Below are 14,557 nucleotides of genomic sequence, written 5' to 3' on the forward strand. Positions count from 1 at the left end.
AAAAAGCCCGATGCGATTGCTCGCATCGGGCTTTTTTCGTCAGGCGGCGGTGCTTACGCGATCCGCTTCGCGAGTTCGACGGCCTTGCCGATGTACGACGCCGGCGTCATCGCGAGCAGGCGCTCCTTCGCATCCTGCGGGATCGCCAGCGTGCCGACGAATTCCTGCAGCGCCTCGCGCGTGATGCCCTTGCCGCGCGTCAGCTCCTTCAGCTGCTCGTACGGGTTCTCGATGCCGTAGCGGCGCATCACCGTCTGCACCGGCTCGGCGAGCACTTCCCAACAGTTGTCGAGATCTTCGTTCAGGCGCTGCGGGTTCACTTCGAGCTTGTCGAGGCCGCGGATCAGCGAGTCGTACGCGAGCAGCGAGTAGCCGAGCGCGACGCCCATGTTGCGCAGCACCGTCGAGTCGGTCAGGTCGCGCTGCCAGCGCGACACCGGCAGCTTGTCGGCGAGGTGGCGCAGCGTCGCATTCGCGAGGCCGAGGTTGCCTTCCGAGTTCTCGAAGTCGATCGGGTTGACCTTGTGCGGCATCGTCGACGAGCCGATTTCGCCGGCTTTCGTCTTCTGCTTGAAGTAGCCGACCGAGATGTAGCCCCACACGTCGCGGTCGAGGTCGAGCAGGATCGTGTTCGCGCGGGCGACCGCGTCGAACAGTTCGGCCATGTAGTCGTGCGGCTCGATCTGGATCGTGTACGGGTTGAACGTGAGCTTCAGGCGGTTTTCGATCACGTCGCGCGAGAACGCTTCCCAGTCGAATTCCGGATACGCGGACAGGTGCGCGTTGAAGTTGCCGACCGCGCCGTTCATCTTGCCGAGGATCTCGACCTTCTCGATGCGCGTGATCGCGCGGGCGAGGCGGGCCGCGACGTTCGCGAGTTCCTTGCCGAGCGTCGTCGGGCTGGCCGGCTGGCCGTGCGTGCGCGACAGCATCGGCTGTTCGGCGTGGGCGTGCGCGAGCGCGACGAGGCGCTGGTAGACCGTGCGCAGCGCCGGCAGGATCACGTGTTCGCGCGCGCCGGCGAGCATCATCCCGTGCGACGTGTTGTTGATGTCCTCGGACGTGCACGCGAAGTGGATGAATTCGCTCGCCTTCTCGAGTTCGGCCTGGCCCTTCACCGATTCCTTCAGCCAGTATTCGACGGCCTTCACGTCGTGATTCGTCACGCGCTCGATTTCCTTGATGCGCGCGGCGTCGTGCGCGGTGAAGCGCTCGGCGAGCTGCAGCAGGAACTGTTCCGACGCATCGGAGAAGCGCGGGACTTCCGCGAAGCCGGCGCGCGACAGCGCGATCAGCCAGTGCACCTCGACGGTGACGCGGTGGCGCATGAAAGCGGCTTCGGAGAGCCAGTCGCGCAGCGCTTCGGTCTTGCTGGCGTAGCGGCCGTCGATGGGCGAGAGCGCGGTGAGGGCGAAAAGCGTATCGGGACGAGTGTCGGACATGATCGGGCGGGCCTTGGGGCCGGGTCGAGCGAGGGGAAGGAGAATCCGGCATTTTACCATTGGCGCGGGCCGATCCCGGCCGAACCGGTCCGGCCGCGGTGGCCGCGGGCGCGCGACGCCCGGGCGGCGCCGCAGCGACGCGCGAATGGCCGGCCGGCGGGCGCCCGCGCCGGCTCGCCGGGCCGCGCTCGACACCGCCGGCCGGGTCCGCCCGCCGGTAGAATGCAGGCTTCTTCCCGACCGCCGCCCGCCGCGCCCGCCTGCATGGAACTGAAATGGCTCGAAGACTTCGTCTCCCTCGCGGAAACGCGCAGCTTTAGCCGGTCCGCCGAGCTGCGGCACGTGTCGCAGCCGGCGTTTTCGCGGCGTATCCAGGCGCTCGAGGCGTGGCTCGCGACCGAGCTGATCGATCGGTCGGTCTATCCGACGCGGCTCACGCAGGCCGGACAGATCTTCTACGAGCAGGCGCTGACGATGCTGTCGCAGGCGCACGAGGCGCGCACGCTGCTGCGTGGCCACGTCGGCGCGCCGGTGCCGACGATCGAATTCGCGGTGCCGCACACGCTGTCGCTCACGTATTTCCCGCGCTGGCTGCAGCGGATCGAGGCGAAGATGGGCCAGGTCCACACGCGGCTGCGCGCGCTGAACGTGCACGACGCGGTGCTGTCGCTCGTCGAGGGCGGCTGCGATCTCGTGATGGGCTACCACCACCCGAGCCACCCGGTCGCGCTCGACCCGGCGCGCTACGACATGCTGATCCTCGGCAGCGAGCCGATCAGCCCGTTCTCGGCGCCCGGCCGCGCGGGCCGGCCGCGCCATACGCTGCCGGGCGCGGCCGACGCGCGCGTGCCGTACCTGTCGTATACGCCGAACGCGTATCTCGGCCGGATGACCGAAGTCATCATCGCGAATGCGCCGACCCGGCTGTTCCTCGATCGCGTGTACGAAACCGACATGGCCGAAGGGCTGAAGGCGATGGCGCTCGCGGGGCACGGCGTCGCGTTCCTGCCGCACAGCGCGGTCGACGATGCGGTCGCGGGCGGCCGGCTGATCCGGCTCGACCGGTCGGCGCGCGGCGCGCATCCGTTCACGCTGACGATGGAGATCCGGCTGTACTGCGACAAGCTCGCGCTGCAGGGCGACGAGCCGCGGCAGAAACTGGTGCGCGCACTGTGGGACGTCGTGCGTGACGAACTGCGCGACACAGCCGGCGACACGGCGGATTAACCGCCGGCGGTTAATCCGGCCAACCGGGCCCGGCCGGCCAACGGCGGCCTTGCGGCGCCTGTCGGACGGCGGTCCGGCGGGCGGCATGCATCCACGCCATCCGATTTTTCGCGAACGCGATGCACGGCCGATCGCGGCCGTTCTTGCGCAAATCGACCGCGGATTTGCGAAAAATCGCGATCATGCAAGAAACGCATAATCGAATAAACAAACGGCATTGGATAAAAAAAACGGGTTTTTCGACAATGTGCGCAATCCGTTGAACGTTGGAGCATCCATGTCTTCGCAACAGCAGTCCATCCCGTCCTACCTGCACGCCGACGATCTCGGCCCGTGGGGCAACTACCTTCAGCAGGTCGATCGCGTCGCGCCGTACCTCGGTTCGCTGTCGCGCTGGCTCGAAACGCTGAAGCGCCCGAAGCGCATCCTGATCGTCGACTGCCCGATCGAGCTCGACAACGGCACCGTCGCGCACTTCGAAGGCTATCGCGTGCAGCACAACGTGTCGCGCGGCCCGGGCAAGGGCGGCGTGCGCTACCACCAGGACGTGACGCTGTCGGAAGTGATGGCGCTGTCGGCATGGATGTCGGTGAAGAACGCGGCCGTGAACGTGCCGTACGGCGGTGCGAAGGGCGGCATCCGCGTCGACCCGCGCAAGCTGTCGCGTGGTGAGCTCGAGCGCGTGACGCGCCGCTACACCAGCGAAATCGGCATCATCATCGGGCCGAACACCGACATTCCGGCACCGGACGTCAACACCAACGAACAGGTGATGGCGTGGATGATGGACACGTACTCGATGAACCAGGGCCAGACGTCGACCGGCGTCGTGACCGGCAAGCCGATCTCGCTCGGCGGTTCGCTCGGCCGCAAGGAAGCAACGGGCCGCGGCGTGTTCGTCGTCGGTTCGGAAGCGGCGAAGAAGAAGGGCCTCGAGATCGAAGGCGCGCGCATCGCGGTGCAGGGCTTCGGCAACGTCGGCGGCATCGCGGCGAAGCTGTTCCAGGAAGCGGGTGCGAAGGTGATCGCGGTGCAGGATCACACGGGCACGATCTACCAGCCGGCCGGCCTCGATTCGAACAAGCTGCTCGACCACGTCGCACGCACGGGCGGCGTCGCGGGCTTCGAAGGCGCCGAGCCGATGCCGAACGACGAGTTCTGGACGGTCGAGACCGACATCCTGATCCCGGCGGCACTGGAAAACCAGATCACCGAGAAGAACGCGGCGAAGATCCGCACGAAGATCATCGTCGAAGGTGCGAACGGCCCGACGACGACGGCGGCGGACGACATCCTGAGCGCGAACGGCGTGCTGGTGATCCCCGACGTGATCGCGAACGCGGGCGGCGTGACCGTGTCGTACTTCGAGTGGGTGCAGGATTTCTCGAGCTTCTTCTGGACGGAAGACGAGATCAACCATCGTCTCGAGCGCGTGATGCGCGAAGCGTTCGCCGGCGTGTGGGCGGTCGCGGAAGAGCACAAGGTGACGGTGCGTACGGCGGCGTTCATCGTCGCGTGCAAGCGCATCCTGATGGCGCGCGAAATGCGCGGCCTCTACCCCTGATCGGGCGTCCCTAACCGGGCGTCCCTAACCGGGCGTCCCTGATCGTCGACTATGATCGATTCATGACGCAATCCACCCGATTGCGGATATGAACCCTCGCGGGCGGTGCCGGATCCGGCATCGCCCGCGCGCGCATTCGGAGCGCCCGAAGCCTGGAGGAAGGCTTCGCACAGGGCGATTCGTAGTGCGGTAAACAACCAGTACTTTCAAAAATATTACTTTGATACACTGGCGCGGGTTTTAGCCAAGGAGATGACCAAAATGAAATTCCACAAGGCAGTCCTGACGGTCGCGGCGCTTTGCGCGTTCGCAAGCGGCGCGCATGCTCAGGAGACGGGCACGCTGAAGAAGATCAAGGACACGGGCGTGATCGCGCTGGGCCACCGCGAATCGTCGATTCCGTTCTCCTATTACGACCAGAACCAGCAGGTGGTCGGCTATTCGCGCGAGTTCCAGCTGAAGGTGGTCGACGCGGTGAAGAAGAAGCTGAACCTGCCGAACTTGCAGGTGAAGAACATCCCCGTCACGTCGCAGAACCGTATTCCGCTGGTGCAGAACGGCACGGTCGACATCGAGTGCGGCTCGACGACCAACAACCTCGAGCGCCAGCAGCAGGCTGCGTTCTCCGACACGATCTTCGTGATCGGCACGCGCCTGATGACGAAGAAGGATTCGGGCGTCAAGGATTTCGCCGACCTGAAGGGCAAGACGGTCGTGACGACCGCCGGCACGACGTCGGAGCGCCTGCTGCGCAAGATGAACAACGACAAGCAGCTCGGCATGAACATCATCAGCGCGAAGGATCACGGCGATTCGTTCAACACGCTGGAATCGGGCCGCGCGGTCGCGTTCATGATGGACGACGCGCTGCTCGCGGGCGAGCGCGCGAAGGCGAAGCAGCCGGGCGACTGGGTGATCGTCGGCACGCCGCAATCGGAAGAGGCTTACGGCTGCATGATGCGCAAGGGCGACGCCGACTTTAAGAAGGTCGTCGACGACGCGATCTCGCAAGTCGAGAAGTCGGGCGAAGCCGCGAAGATCTACGCGAAGTGGTTCGAGAACCCGATTCCGCCGAAGGGGCTGAACCTGAACTTCCCGCTGTCCGATTCGATGAAGAAGCTGTACGCGAACCCGAACGACAAGGCGCTCGACTGACCACACGGCCGTTGATGCAGAAATGACGCTAATGAGACGGAAGAGGCCACGCTTCTTCCGTTTCTTTTTGCTGGAGTCTTGCCCATGTCTTACCACTGGAACTGGGGCATCTTTCTGAGCCCCGTGTCGACCGGCGAGCCGACGACTTATTTCGGATGGCTGATGTCCGGCTTCTGGGTGACGATCGAAGTGTCGCTCGTCGCCTGGGTCATCGCGCTGATCGTCGGGTCGCTGTTCGGCGTGCTGCGCACCGTGCCGAACAAGTGGCTCGCCGCGATCGGCACCGTGTACGTGTCGATCTTCCGGAACATCCCGCTGATCGTGCAGTTCTTCGTCTGGTATCTCGTGATACCCGAGTTGCTGCCCGCGTCGATCGGCACCTGGATCAAGCAGTTGCCGCCGACCACGCAGTTCTTTACCGCGTCGATCGTCTGTCTCGGCCTGTTCACGGGCGCGCGCGTGTGCGAACAGGTGCGTTCGGGGATCAACGCGCTGCCGAAGGGCCAGCGCGCGGCCGGCCTCGCGATGGGTTTCACGCAATGGCAGACGTACCGCTACGTGCTGCTGCCCGTGGCATACCGGATCATCGTGCCGCCGCTCACGTCGGAATTCCTGAACATCTTCAAGAATTCCGCCGTCGCGTCGACGATCGGTCTGCTCGACCTGTCCGCGCAGGCGCGCCAGCTCGTCGACTACACCGCGCAGACCTACGAGTCGTTCATCGCGGTCACGCTCGCCTACGTGCTGATCAACCTCGTCGTGATGGCGTTCATGCGCTGGATCGAAGGCCGTACGCGGCTGCCCGGCTATATCGGAGGCAAGTGATGCATCAGTTCGACTGGAGTAGTATTCCCGGCGCGCTGCCGACGCTGTGGTCGGGGGCGGTCGTCACGTTCAAGATCACGCTGATCGCGATCGTGGTCGGGATCGTCTGGGGCACGCTGCTGGCGCTGCTGCGGCTGTCCGGCGTCAAGCCGCTCGCGTGGTTCGCGAAGGCGTACGTGACGGTGTTCCGCTCGATCCCGCTCGTGATGGTGCTGCTGTGGTTCTTCCTGATCGTGCCGCAGGTGCTGCAGGGCGTGCTCGGGCTGTCGCCGACGATCGACATCCGCCTTGCCTCGGCGATGGTCGCGTTCTCGTTGTTCGAAGCCGCGTATTATTCCGAGATCATCCGCGCCGGCATCCAGGCGGTGCCGCGCGGGCAGGTGAATGCCGCGTTCGCGCTCGGCATGAACTACGCGCAGGCGATGCGCCTCGTGATCCTGCCGCAGGCGTTCCGCGCGATGGTGCCGCTGCTGCTCACGCAGGCGATCGTCCTGTTCCAGGATACGTCGCTCGTGTACGTGATCAGTCTCGCGGACTTCTTCCGCACGGCCGCCAACATCGGCGATCGCGACGGCACGACCGTCGAGATGGTCCTGTTCGCCGGCGCATGCTATTTCGTGATTTGCTCGTTGGCGTCTGCTCTCGTCAAGGGTCTCCAGAAAAAGGTCACAAGATGATTTCCATCAAGAACGTTTCGAAGTGGTACGGCCAGTTTCAGGTCCTCACCGAATGCACGACCGAGGTCAAGAAAGGCGAGGTGGTCGTCGTGTGCGGGCCGTCGGGCTCGGGCAAGTCGACCCTGATCAAGACCGTGAACGGCCTGGAGCCGTTCCAGCAGGGCGAGATCCTCGTGAACGGCCAGTCGGTCGGCGACAAGAAGACGAACCTGTCGAAGCTGCGCTCGAAGGTCGGGATGGTGTTCCAGCATTTCGAACTGTTCCCGCACCTGTCGATCACCGAGAACCTGACGCTCGCGCAGATCAAGGTGCTCGGCCGCGGCAAGGACGAAGCGGCGGAGAAGGGCATGAAGCTGCTCGATCGCGTCGGCCTGAAGGCGCATGCGCACAAGTATCCGGGCCAGTTGTCGGGCGGCCAGCAGCAGCGTGTCGCGATCGCGCGCGCGCTGTCGATGGACCCGATCGCGATGCTGTTCGACGAGCCGACGTCCGCGCTCGATCCCGAGATGATCAACGAAGTGCTCGACGTGATGGTCGAACTCGCGCAGGAAGGGATGACGATGATGGTCGTCACGCACGAGATGGGCTTCGCGAAGAAGGTCGCGCATCGCGTGATCTTCATGGACAAGGGCGCGATCGTCGAGGACGACCGCAAGGACGATTTCTTCTCGAATCCGAAATCGGAACGCGCGAAGGACTTCCTCGCGAAGATCCTGCACTGATGAGCGTTCGCGCGTTTTGGCGCGCGACCATGCGAAAACCGCCCGGCAGGCAGCCGGGCGGTTTTTTTTCGTCCGCCGCCGGGCGTTACCAGCTGTACCGGTAGCCGACCTGCCCGACGATCCCGCGCCGGTAGTCACCGCCGATGTTGCGCGCGATCTTCGCATTCGCGTACAACTCGCCCGACTTGCCGAAGCCGGCGGTCACGCCGACGCCGAGCTCGTACCAGGTGCGCCCGAGATGCGTGGCGAACGGCGTGCCGCCGACCACGGTCTGCCCCGGCGACAGGAAGTCGTGCAGCACGTCGGCCGTGAAGTACGGCGTCGCGGCGCCGCCGCCCGCGTCCGACTGGAGGTTCGGCCGGAAGATGCGCACGCCGACGCGGCCGCGCAGCGCATTCGTCGTCGTGCCCGATACGGCCGACACGTTGTCGTTGAACCCGTTCAGCTTCAGGTATTGATACATCAGCTGCGCCTGCGGCTCGATCGCGACGGGGAACGTGCCGATCGCGAACGGCTTGCCGACTTCCTGCGACAGCGCGACGCCGAAGCCGTTCTGCGACGCTTCGTTGCCGTAGCTGTCGCGATAGCGGTTGCCGTAGTGCGTGACCTGCCCGACGCTGTCGAAGTAGGTGCCGTCGGACAGGTAGCGGGTCCAGTAGCCGCCGACGCTCTGTGCATGCATCTCGACCGAGCCCGTCGACGTCGACAGGTTCGGCGAGCCGGCGCGCGCCATGTCGCTGAAGCTCGCATTCGACACGCCGATGCTGGCCGTCACGCCCGCATGCGTGCTGCCGGCGCCGCCCGGTGCCTGGTCGAGCGTCCAGTCCTTGCCGAACTGCGCGAAGAACGTGCGTTCGTCGGCCGAGAAGCGACCCGCGTTCGCATCGAGACTCTGGCCGCCGATGCGCCCCCACACGCCGTCGCGATTGCCGGGCTGTTGCTTCTCGACGTTGTAGAGGTCGCCGACGCGCTCGTGCAGCCTGCCGAGCGTCGAGAAGCCGTAGTCGGCGTTCAGCAGCGGCGTCATCGCGTAGCCGGAGACGCCCGGACGATACGCGAGCGCGCCGCCGTTGCCGTTGCCGTTTCCATTCCCGTTGCTGCCGCCGTCGCCGCCGCCGGACGGGTGGATCGGGTCGACCGGGTCGGTCGGGTCGAGCTGCGAACGCAGGTACCAGCCGTTCGCATCGCCTTGCCCGCCGCGATAGAGCCGGTATTCGTACGCGCCGGCCTGTACCGGGCCGGCGAGATGGAACGCCGACGCGGTGGTCGTGCCGCCGTTGGCCGTGACGACCACGGCAATCCCGTCGCCGGTCGTCTGCGCGCCGGCGCCGGCCGTGTTGGCGATCTTCAGGCCGGTCGTGCCGGTCGCCGCGCCGCCGTTCACGATCAGCCGGTCGGTCGGCGATGCGTCGGCGCCGAGATACGTGTTCAGCGCGATCGTGCCGCCGTTGCCGACGTAGCCGCCGGTCGTCAGCGTCTTGTAGCTGCCGGTCAGCGTCGGCGAGCCGGTCGGCGCGGCGAACGCGACGAGGCCCGCGTTGTTCAGGCGGCTCACGACCGAGCTGCCCGTCATGCGCCACGTGCTCGTGCCGTCGACGCTCAGTGCGACCGGGTCGATCTTGCCGGTCAGCGTGGTGCCGTTCGCGAGGAACACGTTGCCGGTGCTCGACGCGTCCGACACGATGTCGCCCGCGAGGTTGACCGCCGATGCGCTGAACGTCACGTTGCTGCCGTTCGCGAGATTCAGCAGCGTGCCGTTGCCGGCCGTCACGACCGTGCCGTTGCGCACCGCGATGTCGGCCGTGCCGCCGCGCGCGGCGAAGGCCGGCCCGGTGGCGGACGTCACGCTGCCGCCGTCGATGAGCACCGAGCCGGTCGCGCCGTTCGCGAGCGTGTCCGACGTCAGCACGCCGGCCGTCGCGCCCGTGAGCGCCGTGCCGGTCAACGCGAGCACGCCGCCGCTGTTCGCGGTGGCGCCGCTGCCGGCCGCGCTGGTGAGCGACGAACCCGTATCGGCGATGCGGCCGCCGTTTTGCGCGACGATGCCGTCGGCCGCGTTGCCCGACGCGGTGACTTTCGCGCCCGACAGCAGGGCTGTCGCGCCACCGTCCATGATGATCGCATGCGCGTTCGCGCCGGTCGTCGCGATGGTCGTTCCATTGGCTATAAGCGCGGAATCGGCGCCCGACACGGACACGCCGCGCGCATCGGCCCCCGCCGTGCGGACGACCGTGGCCGCATCGGTCGCGATGCGCGCGCCGGCGCCGGTCGACGTGAGGCCGTCGGCGCCGTTGCCGGTCGTGGCGACCTGCGTGCCGGACAGCGCGATCGTTGCATTCGCACCCAGGTTGCGGACCCCGCTGCCCGAGCCGCCGACCGCGATCGACGTCGCGCCGGCCGCGATGCCGCCGCCCGTGACGGTCGAGTCGATCAGCACGCCGTCGGCGTTGCCGTTCGCGATGACGGTGCCGGCGCCCGACAACGCGACCGAAGCGCCGGCCCCCGTCAGACGCACGCCCGCGACACCGTCGTCGGCTTCGATCGAACCCGCATTGGCGAGCGTGGCCGACGCACCCTGCACGAGCGCGCCGGTGCCGTTGGTCACGCGGATCGTCGACGCGTTGTTCACCGTGCCGAGCGTGCCGGCCACGACGCCCGTCGAGCCGGCGCCGGTCAGCAGCACCGTGCTGCGGTTCTCGAGCGTGCCGAGATTCTGCGCGATGAAGCCGGTCACGCCGGCGGTCGACGACGTGACGGCCGCGTGGTTGGTCAGCGTCGTCGCGACCGGCGCGCCGGCATTCGCGCCGGCGAGGTCGTGCGCCTGCCCGTCGACGACGCCCGCGGTCGCGCCGGCCGCGTTCAGGTTGATCGTCGCGCCGGCGTCGATCGTGCCCTTCGCGCCGCCTTCGACCGCGATCGCGATGCCGTTCGCGCCGTTGACGTCGTAGACCGCGTTGCCGGTCGACAGCGTGGTGCCGGCGTCGGTTGCGAGTACGCCGCGCGAGCGCTGGCCGTTGACGTCGGTCGTCAGCACGCCGGCCGTGGATGCACCCGTGTAGGCCGCGCCACCCGCGACGCGGAACAGCGTCGAATCGTCGGTGTCGACGCTCAGGTGCTGCCCGGCGACGTTGATTTTCGAGCCCGCGCCGTAGGCGTAGAAGCCGATCTGGTTGGTGCCGGACATGAAGGCCGGCACGGCGTTCGCGCCGACGTCGATCGTCGCGCCCGAACGCGCATGCACGCCGATCGCGCCCGCGCCCGTCAGGTTCAGCGCGCCGTCGAGCGTGGCCTTCGCGAGCGGCCCCTCGGCCCAGACGCCATAGTTGCGCGTGCCCGACGCCGGATCGAGGCCGCCGGCCACGTTGATCGTGCCGGTCGACGTCGCGGCCGTCGCGTTCGTGCCGGTGCCGACGACCATCATGCCGATGCCGTTCACGCCATTCAGCGTGATCGTGCCCGTGTTGGTCACGGTCGCGGCGGTGTTGGCCGCCAGCATGCCGACGTTGGCGAGCGGCGTGCCGGCCGCGGCGCCGTTGACGACGATCGCGCCCGCGTTGGTCAGCGTGCCGGAAGTCGAGCCGATGCTCGCCAGCGCGGCGCCGTTCTGGGTCTGCGTGCCGATCACGATCGTGCCGAGATTGCTCGCGGTGCCCGACGCGCCGAGCAGGATGCCGTACGCGTGCGCGGCGAGCGCGACGTCGTTCGTGGCTTCGGGCGCGGCGACGTCGTACTGCGCGGCGCGGCCGAGATAGATCGTGCCGCCGGCTTCGTTCGTGAAGCTGCCGCCGGCGACGAGGCCGCCGATCACCTGGCTGTCCAGCGTCGTCGCGTTGACGCCGACGTTGATCGTGCCGGCGTTCGACGCGTGCGCGCCGTCCGTCGCGGCCACCGCGTAGTTCTGCAGGTCGAGCCGGTTGCGGGTGAGATCCCACGCGCCGACGTTCATCACGCCGTTGTTGACGAACGTGGTGCCCGTGCCGTTCGCATACACGCCGCTGCCTTCGACATACGTGCCGAGCCCGAAGTTGTCGGGCCGGGCGGTGCCCGTGTCGACGTTGTCGCCGGCCGTGTAGCCGGATGAGATCGTGCCGTTGTTGACGCCGCTCGCGCCGCTCAGCAGGCGCACCAGCGTGAAGTCGCCCGACAGGCGCCCGTCGTTGACGAAGTGCGCACCGTTCTCCGCGACGACCGCCGCGCTCGCGTCGATCGTGTTGGAGCCGCGGAAGTCGATCTGGCCGTCCTTGCCGATGTGCAGCGTCGCGTTTGCGCCCGTGCCGTGCATCGCGGACGGGTAGTTCCGGGGCAGCGCGTTCTTGTCGCCGGGCGACACGTTGTTCGCATACTCGAAGGTCTGCGGGGAGAGCGTCACGGCCTGGCCGAATGCGTTGTCGTAGGCGGTCTGCGAGCCGAGCGCGCCGTTGCGGACCGAACGCACGAGAAAGTCGTTGTACGCGGCGAGCGACGCGGCATCGGTGACGGTCCACGTGCTGCCGTCGAACGCGGTGAAGGTGCCGGCGTAGGTCGGCACGTCGAGCTGGATGCTGCCGACGGGGCCGCCGCTCGCGAGATAGTCGCCGGTGATGAACCAGATCTGGTTGCGCGAATTCCAGTTGATGACGCTCGGGACCGAGCCGGTGCCGTCCGCGTAGGTGAGATCGCTCTGCTTGGCCGCGATCGTCATCACGTTGCCGGTCGCGGCGGGCGCGTTCGCCGCGTTGCCGATCGAGACGTCGAGCGTGCCGCCCGAGCTTGCGACCGTGCCGATCCGCGTGTTCACGTACTGGTCGCCGTTCACGTCGTGGTACACCTGCACGACGGTCGAGCCGGCGTTCGACGACACGAACGCGGACGAGTCGTAGGTGGCGACGGACGTGCGACCGCCCGTGATCGAATCGGGGGTGCCGACGCTTTGCGTCTTGCCGCCGAGCGTGACCAACGGCTGATTCGAGTTGCCCGAAATGATGGACGTGTTGGCGAGCGGCATCGGCGTGTAGCCCATGTCGCCGGTCGCGCCCGTCCAGGCGCCCGTCAGGCCGACCCGGTCGCCGCCCGACACGGTCGTGGCGCCGACGAGGTCGTTGTTGACGGTCGGGTTGAAACTGTCGAGCACGCAGGTGCCGCCGCTCGCGATTGCGGCGCCGTTGCCGCAGGTCGACGCGTGTACGGTGCCGACCGACAGCGCGGCCAGGGCGGCGCCGAGCGCCGCGACCCGCAGTGGCGACCGGCGCACGGCGTGACGCGTTGCCTCGTGCGCGGTGCGGCGACTTGCCCCCGACGCGCTGCCCGAGCGCTTGCCGCGCGCCCGGGTCGTTTCCGCTACCGCGACCCAGCAGCCGGCGGCCTCGCTCCATATCGATCGAAATGAGTGATTCACGACATACCCCTCTTTCTTCTTTTGACGTGGCATTCGCCGCCATTCGGCGAATTCGCATTCCGCGGTGGGGAAATAATCCGAAGGGGCGTGCGGCGGCTATGGCTGCGTGTCGCGCCAATCGTGTTTAGTTACACCGAGGATGGGCGGAGTCTACTGATTCGAATGGGCGTCGATTATCGATAAACTGGAAACTGTAATGATGCGAACCGTAGTGCGTGGTATTTTTGATTTGTGTGGGTAATCGAACCGAAAGCTATGGTGGAGGCGGGTTTGGGCGGTGGGTGTGAGAATCCGGGAGGGTGGCCGGAGTGGGTGGGATAGCGCACGGTTCCGGCAGGCGTGGCGCGTTAAAATGCAGGCCCGGATTTTAGTTTTAATTGGTGATTATTTTGTTTGCTGCATCTTTTATTTATTTTCGCTTGTAATTTAATAAAATCAAGCGAATGTTGCGTGGCATCGATTGATTGCGCCGACTGGTGCTCGAAATGGAACCCGATTGGCTGGAGCCGAGCGATTTGCGCCGACGACGCGCGTCGTCGACAGTGCGGTATGACGCCTGCGCAGCCAGCAGAAAATGAGCAGAAAGCGGGCGCAGCCGATGCCGCGCCGGGCGTCAGAAATCGATCGCGTCGTCGGAATCGCCGTCGGCCGCGGTAGCGAGCGCTTCGCGAACCACCGCGCGCGGCGCGGACGCCGACGCGTCGAGTGACGGGTTGCGCAGCTTCTCGAGCACGCGCTCGGGCACCGGAATCTGCATCCGCGCGGCGACGTCGCCGCACTGGAACATGATCAGCTCGCCCGGCTCGAATGCGGTCCAGACTTCGTTGTCGGTGAGCGGCTGTGTCGCGATCACCGCGACGCGATCCTCGGGCGTCGTGTATTTGGCGAAGTCGATCGACAGGTCTTCGTCGACGAGATGCGCGGTCGAGAACGGCCAGCGCCGCACGAGGTAGTGCAGCCGCGTCGAGCAGTGCGCGAAGAGCGCCTGGCCGTTCGACATCAGGAAGTTGAACACGCCGTGATCGGTGATGCCGCGCGTCAGTTCGCCGACCCGCTCGAACAGCTCCGGCAGCGGCGGCTGCGCGCCGGGAAAGGCTTCGCGCAGCCCCTGCATCAGCACGCAGAACGCCTGTTCGCTGTCGGTCGTGCCGACCGGATGGTAGACGCTGCCGTCCATGTCCGGCGCGTAGTCCTGCAGGTCGCCGTTATGCGCGAAGATCCAGTGCCGGCCCCACAGTTCGCGCATGAAAGGATGGCTGTTCTCGAGCAGGATGTGCCCCTGCGTCGCCTTGCGGATGTGCGCGATCGTGTTCTTGGACTTGATCGGGTAGCGCTTCACCATTTCGGCGATCGGCGACGTGGCCGATGCCTGGTGATCGATGAAGAGGCGGCAGGCCTTGTCTTCGAAGAACGCGATGCCCCAGCCGTCGGCATGGTGATCGGTGAGCCCGCCCCGGGCCGCGAAACCTGTGAAGGAGAATGTGACGTCCGTCGGCGCGGCGCAGTTCATTCCTAGGAGTTGGCACATTTTACGTGGGGCGGCAGGCTGAAGCAGGGGGTAACGAACCGGG

The 14,557-nt window shown here is 66.7% G+C and carries 9 protein-coding genes; 6 read left to right on the top strand and 3 right to left on the bottom strand.

The window, feature by feature from the left end; genetic code table 11:
• Positions 1 to 53 precede the first annotated feature (53 nt).
• Positions 54 to 1,442, bottom strand: coding sequence for an adenylosuccinate lyase (gene purB / locus DFS13_RS05300; protein WP_006483408.1), 1,389 nt, complete (start codon positions 1,440 to 1,442; stop codon positions 54 to 56).
• 264 nt (positions 1,443 to 1,706) lie between these two features.
• Here purB and DFS13_RS05305 point away from each other — a divergent pair, with 264 nt between their 5' ends.
• The 6 genes from DFS13_RS05305 to DFS13_RS05330 all read left to right on the top strand — a co-directional run bounded on the left by DFS13_RS05305 (position 1,707) and on the right by DFS13_RS05330 (position 7,612).
• Entirely contained in the window at positions 1,707 to 2,669 is a 963-nt protein-coding gene (locus DFS13_RS05305) for a LysR substrate-binding domain-containing protein (RefSeq protein WP_006483851.1), read from the top strand.
• Positions 2,670 to 2,946: 277 nt separating this feature from the next.
• Entirely contained in the window at positions 2,947 to 4,233 is a 1,287-nt protein-coding gene (locus tag DFS13_RS05310; RefSeq protein ID WP_006483853.1) for a Glu/Leu/Phe/Val dehydrogenase, read from the top strand.
• Positions 4,234 to 4,494: 261 nt separating this feature from the next.
• Positions 4,495 to 5,388: a glutamate/aspartate ABC transporter substrate-binding protein gene (locus tag DFS13_RS05315; RefSeq protein ID WP_060214167.1), complete on the top strand. Its 894-nt coding sequence runs from the start codon at positions 4,495 to 4,497 to the stop codon at positions 5,386 to 5,388.
• Between the two features lie 84 nt (positions 5,389 to 5,472).
• Positions 5,473 to 6,213, top strand: coding sequence for an amino acid ABC transporter permease (locus DFS13_RS05320; RefSeq protein WP_111441437.1), 741 nt, complete (start codon positions 5,473 to 5,475; stop codon positions 6,211 to 6,213).
• Entirely contained in the window at positions 6,213 to 6,890 is a 678-nt protein-coding gene (gene gltK, locus DFS13_RS05325; RefSeq protein ID WP_006483854.1) for a glutamate/aspartate ABC transporter permease GltK, read from the top strand. Before DFS13_RS05320 ends, gltK begins: the two co-directional genes overlap by 1 nt.
• A complete protein-coding gene (locus DFS13_RS05330) occupies positions 6,887 to 7,612 on the top strand; it encodes an amino acid ABC transporter ATP-binding protein (RefSeq protein ID WP_006492344.1) in 726 nt (241 codons plus the stop codon). Before gltK ends, DFS13_RS05330 begins: the two co-directional genes overlap by 4 nt.
• 85 nt (positions 7,613 to 7,697) lie before the next feature.
• On the opposite strand, the gene DFS13_RS05335 is transcribed toward DFS13_RS05330, so the two are convergent.
• Both DFS13_RS05335 and DFS13_RS05340 read right to left on the bottom strand, forming a co-directional pair.
• Positions 7,698 to 12,986 carry an autotransporter outer membrane beta-barrel domain-containing protein gene (locus DFS13_RS05335; RefSeq protein ID WP_111441542.1) on the bottom strand — a complete coding sequence of 1,763 codons (5,289 nt, stop codon included), beginning with the start codon at positions 12,984 to 12,986 and terminating at the stop codon, positions 7,698 to 7,700.
• A gap of 613 nt (positions 12,987 to 13,599) precedes the next feature.
• The gene (locus tag DFS13_RS05340) at positions 13,600 to 14,514 is read right to left on the bottom strand and encodes a class II glutamine amidotransferase (protein ID WP_006483857.1); all 915 of its coding nucleotides are present in this window, start codon (positions 14,512 to 14,514) and stop codon (positions 13,600 to 13,602) included.
• Positions 14,515 to 14,557: the final 43 nt, after the last annotated feature.

Origin of the sequence: Burkholderia sp. 28_3 (genome assembly GCF_003253915.1) — a bacterium.
Lineage (GTDB): Bacteria > Pseudomonadota > Gammaproteobacteria > Burkholderiales > Burkholderiaceae > Burkholderia > Burkholderia cenocepacia.

Coding starts and splice junctions, on each gene's coding strand:
- DFS13_RS05315 (WP_060214167.1), top strand. CDS start 4,495: ATGAAATTCCACAAGGCAGTCCTGACGGTCGCGGCGCTTTGCGCGTTC.
- DFS13_RS05330 (WP_006492344.1), top strand. CDS start 6,887: ATGATTTCCATCAAGAACGTTTCGAAGTGGTACGGCCAGTTTCAGGTC.
- DFS13_RS05305 (WP_006483851.1), top strand. CDS start 1,707: ATGGAACTGAAATGGCTCGAAGACTTCGTCTCCCTCGCGGAAACGCGC.
- DFS13_RS05310 (WP_006483853.1), top strand. CDS start 2,947: ATGTCTTCGCAACAGCAGTCCATCCCGTCCTACCTGCACGCCGACGAT.
- purB (WP_006483408.1), bottom strand. CDS start 1,442: ATGTCCGACACTCGTCCCGATACGCTTTTCGCCCTCACCGCGCTCTCG.
- gltK (WP_006483854.1), top strand. CDS start 6,213: ATGCATCAGTTCGACTGGAGTAGTATTCCCGGCGCGCTGCCGACGCTG.
- DFS13_RS05340 (WP_006483857.1), bottom strand. CDS start 14,514: ATGTGCCAACTCCTAGGAATGAACTGCGCCGCGCCGACGGACGTCACA.
- DFS13_RS05320 (WP_111441437.1), top strand. CDS start 5,473: ATGTCTTACCACTGGAACTGGGGCATCTTTCTGAGCCCCGTGTCGACC.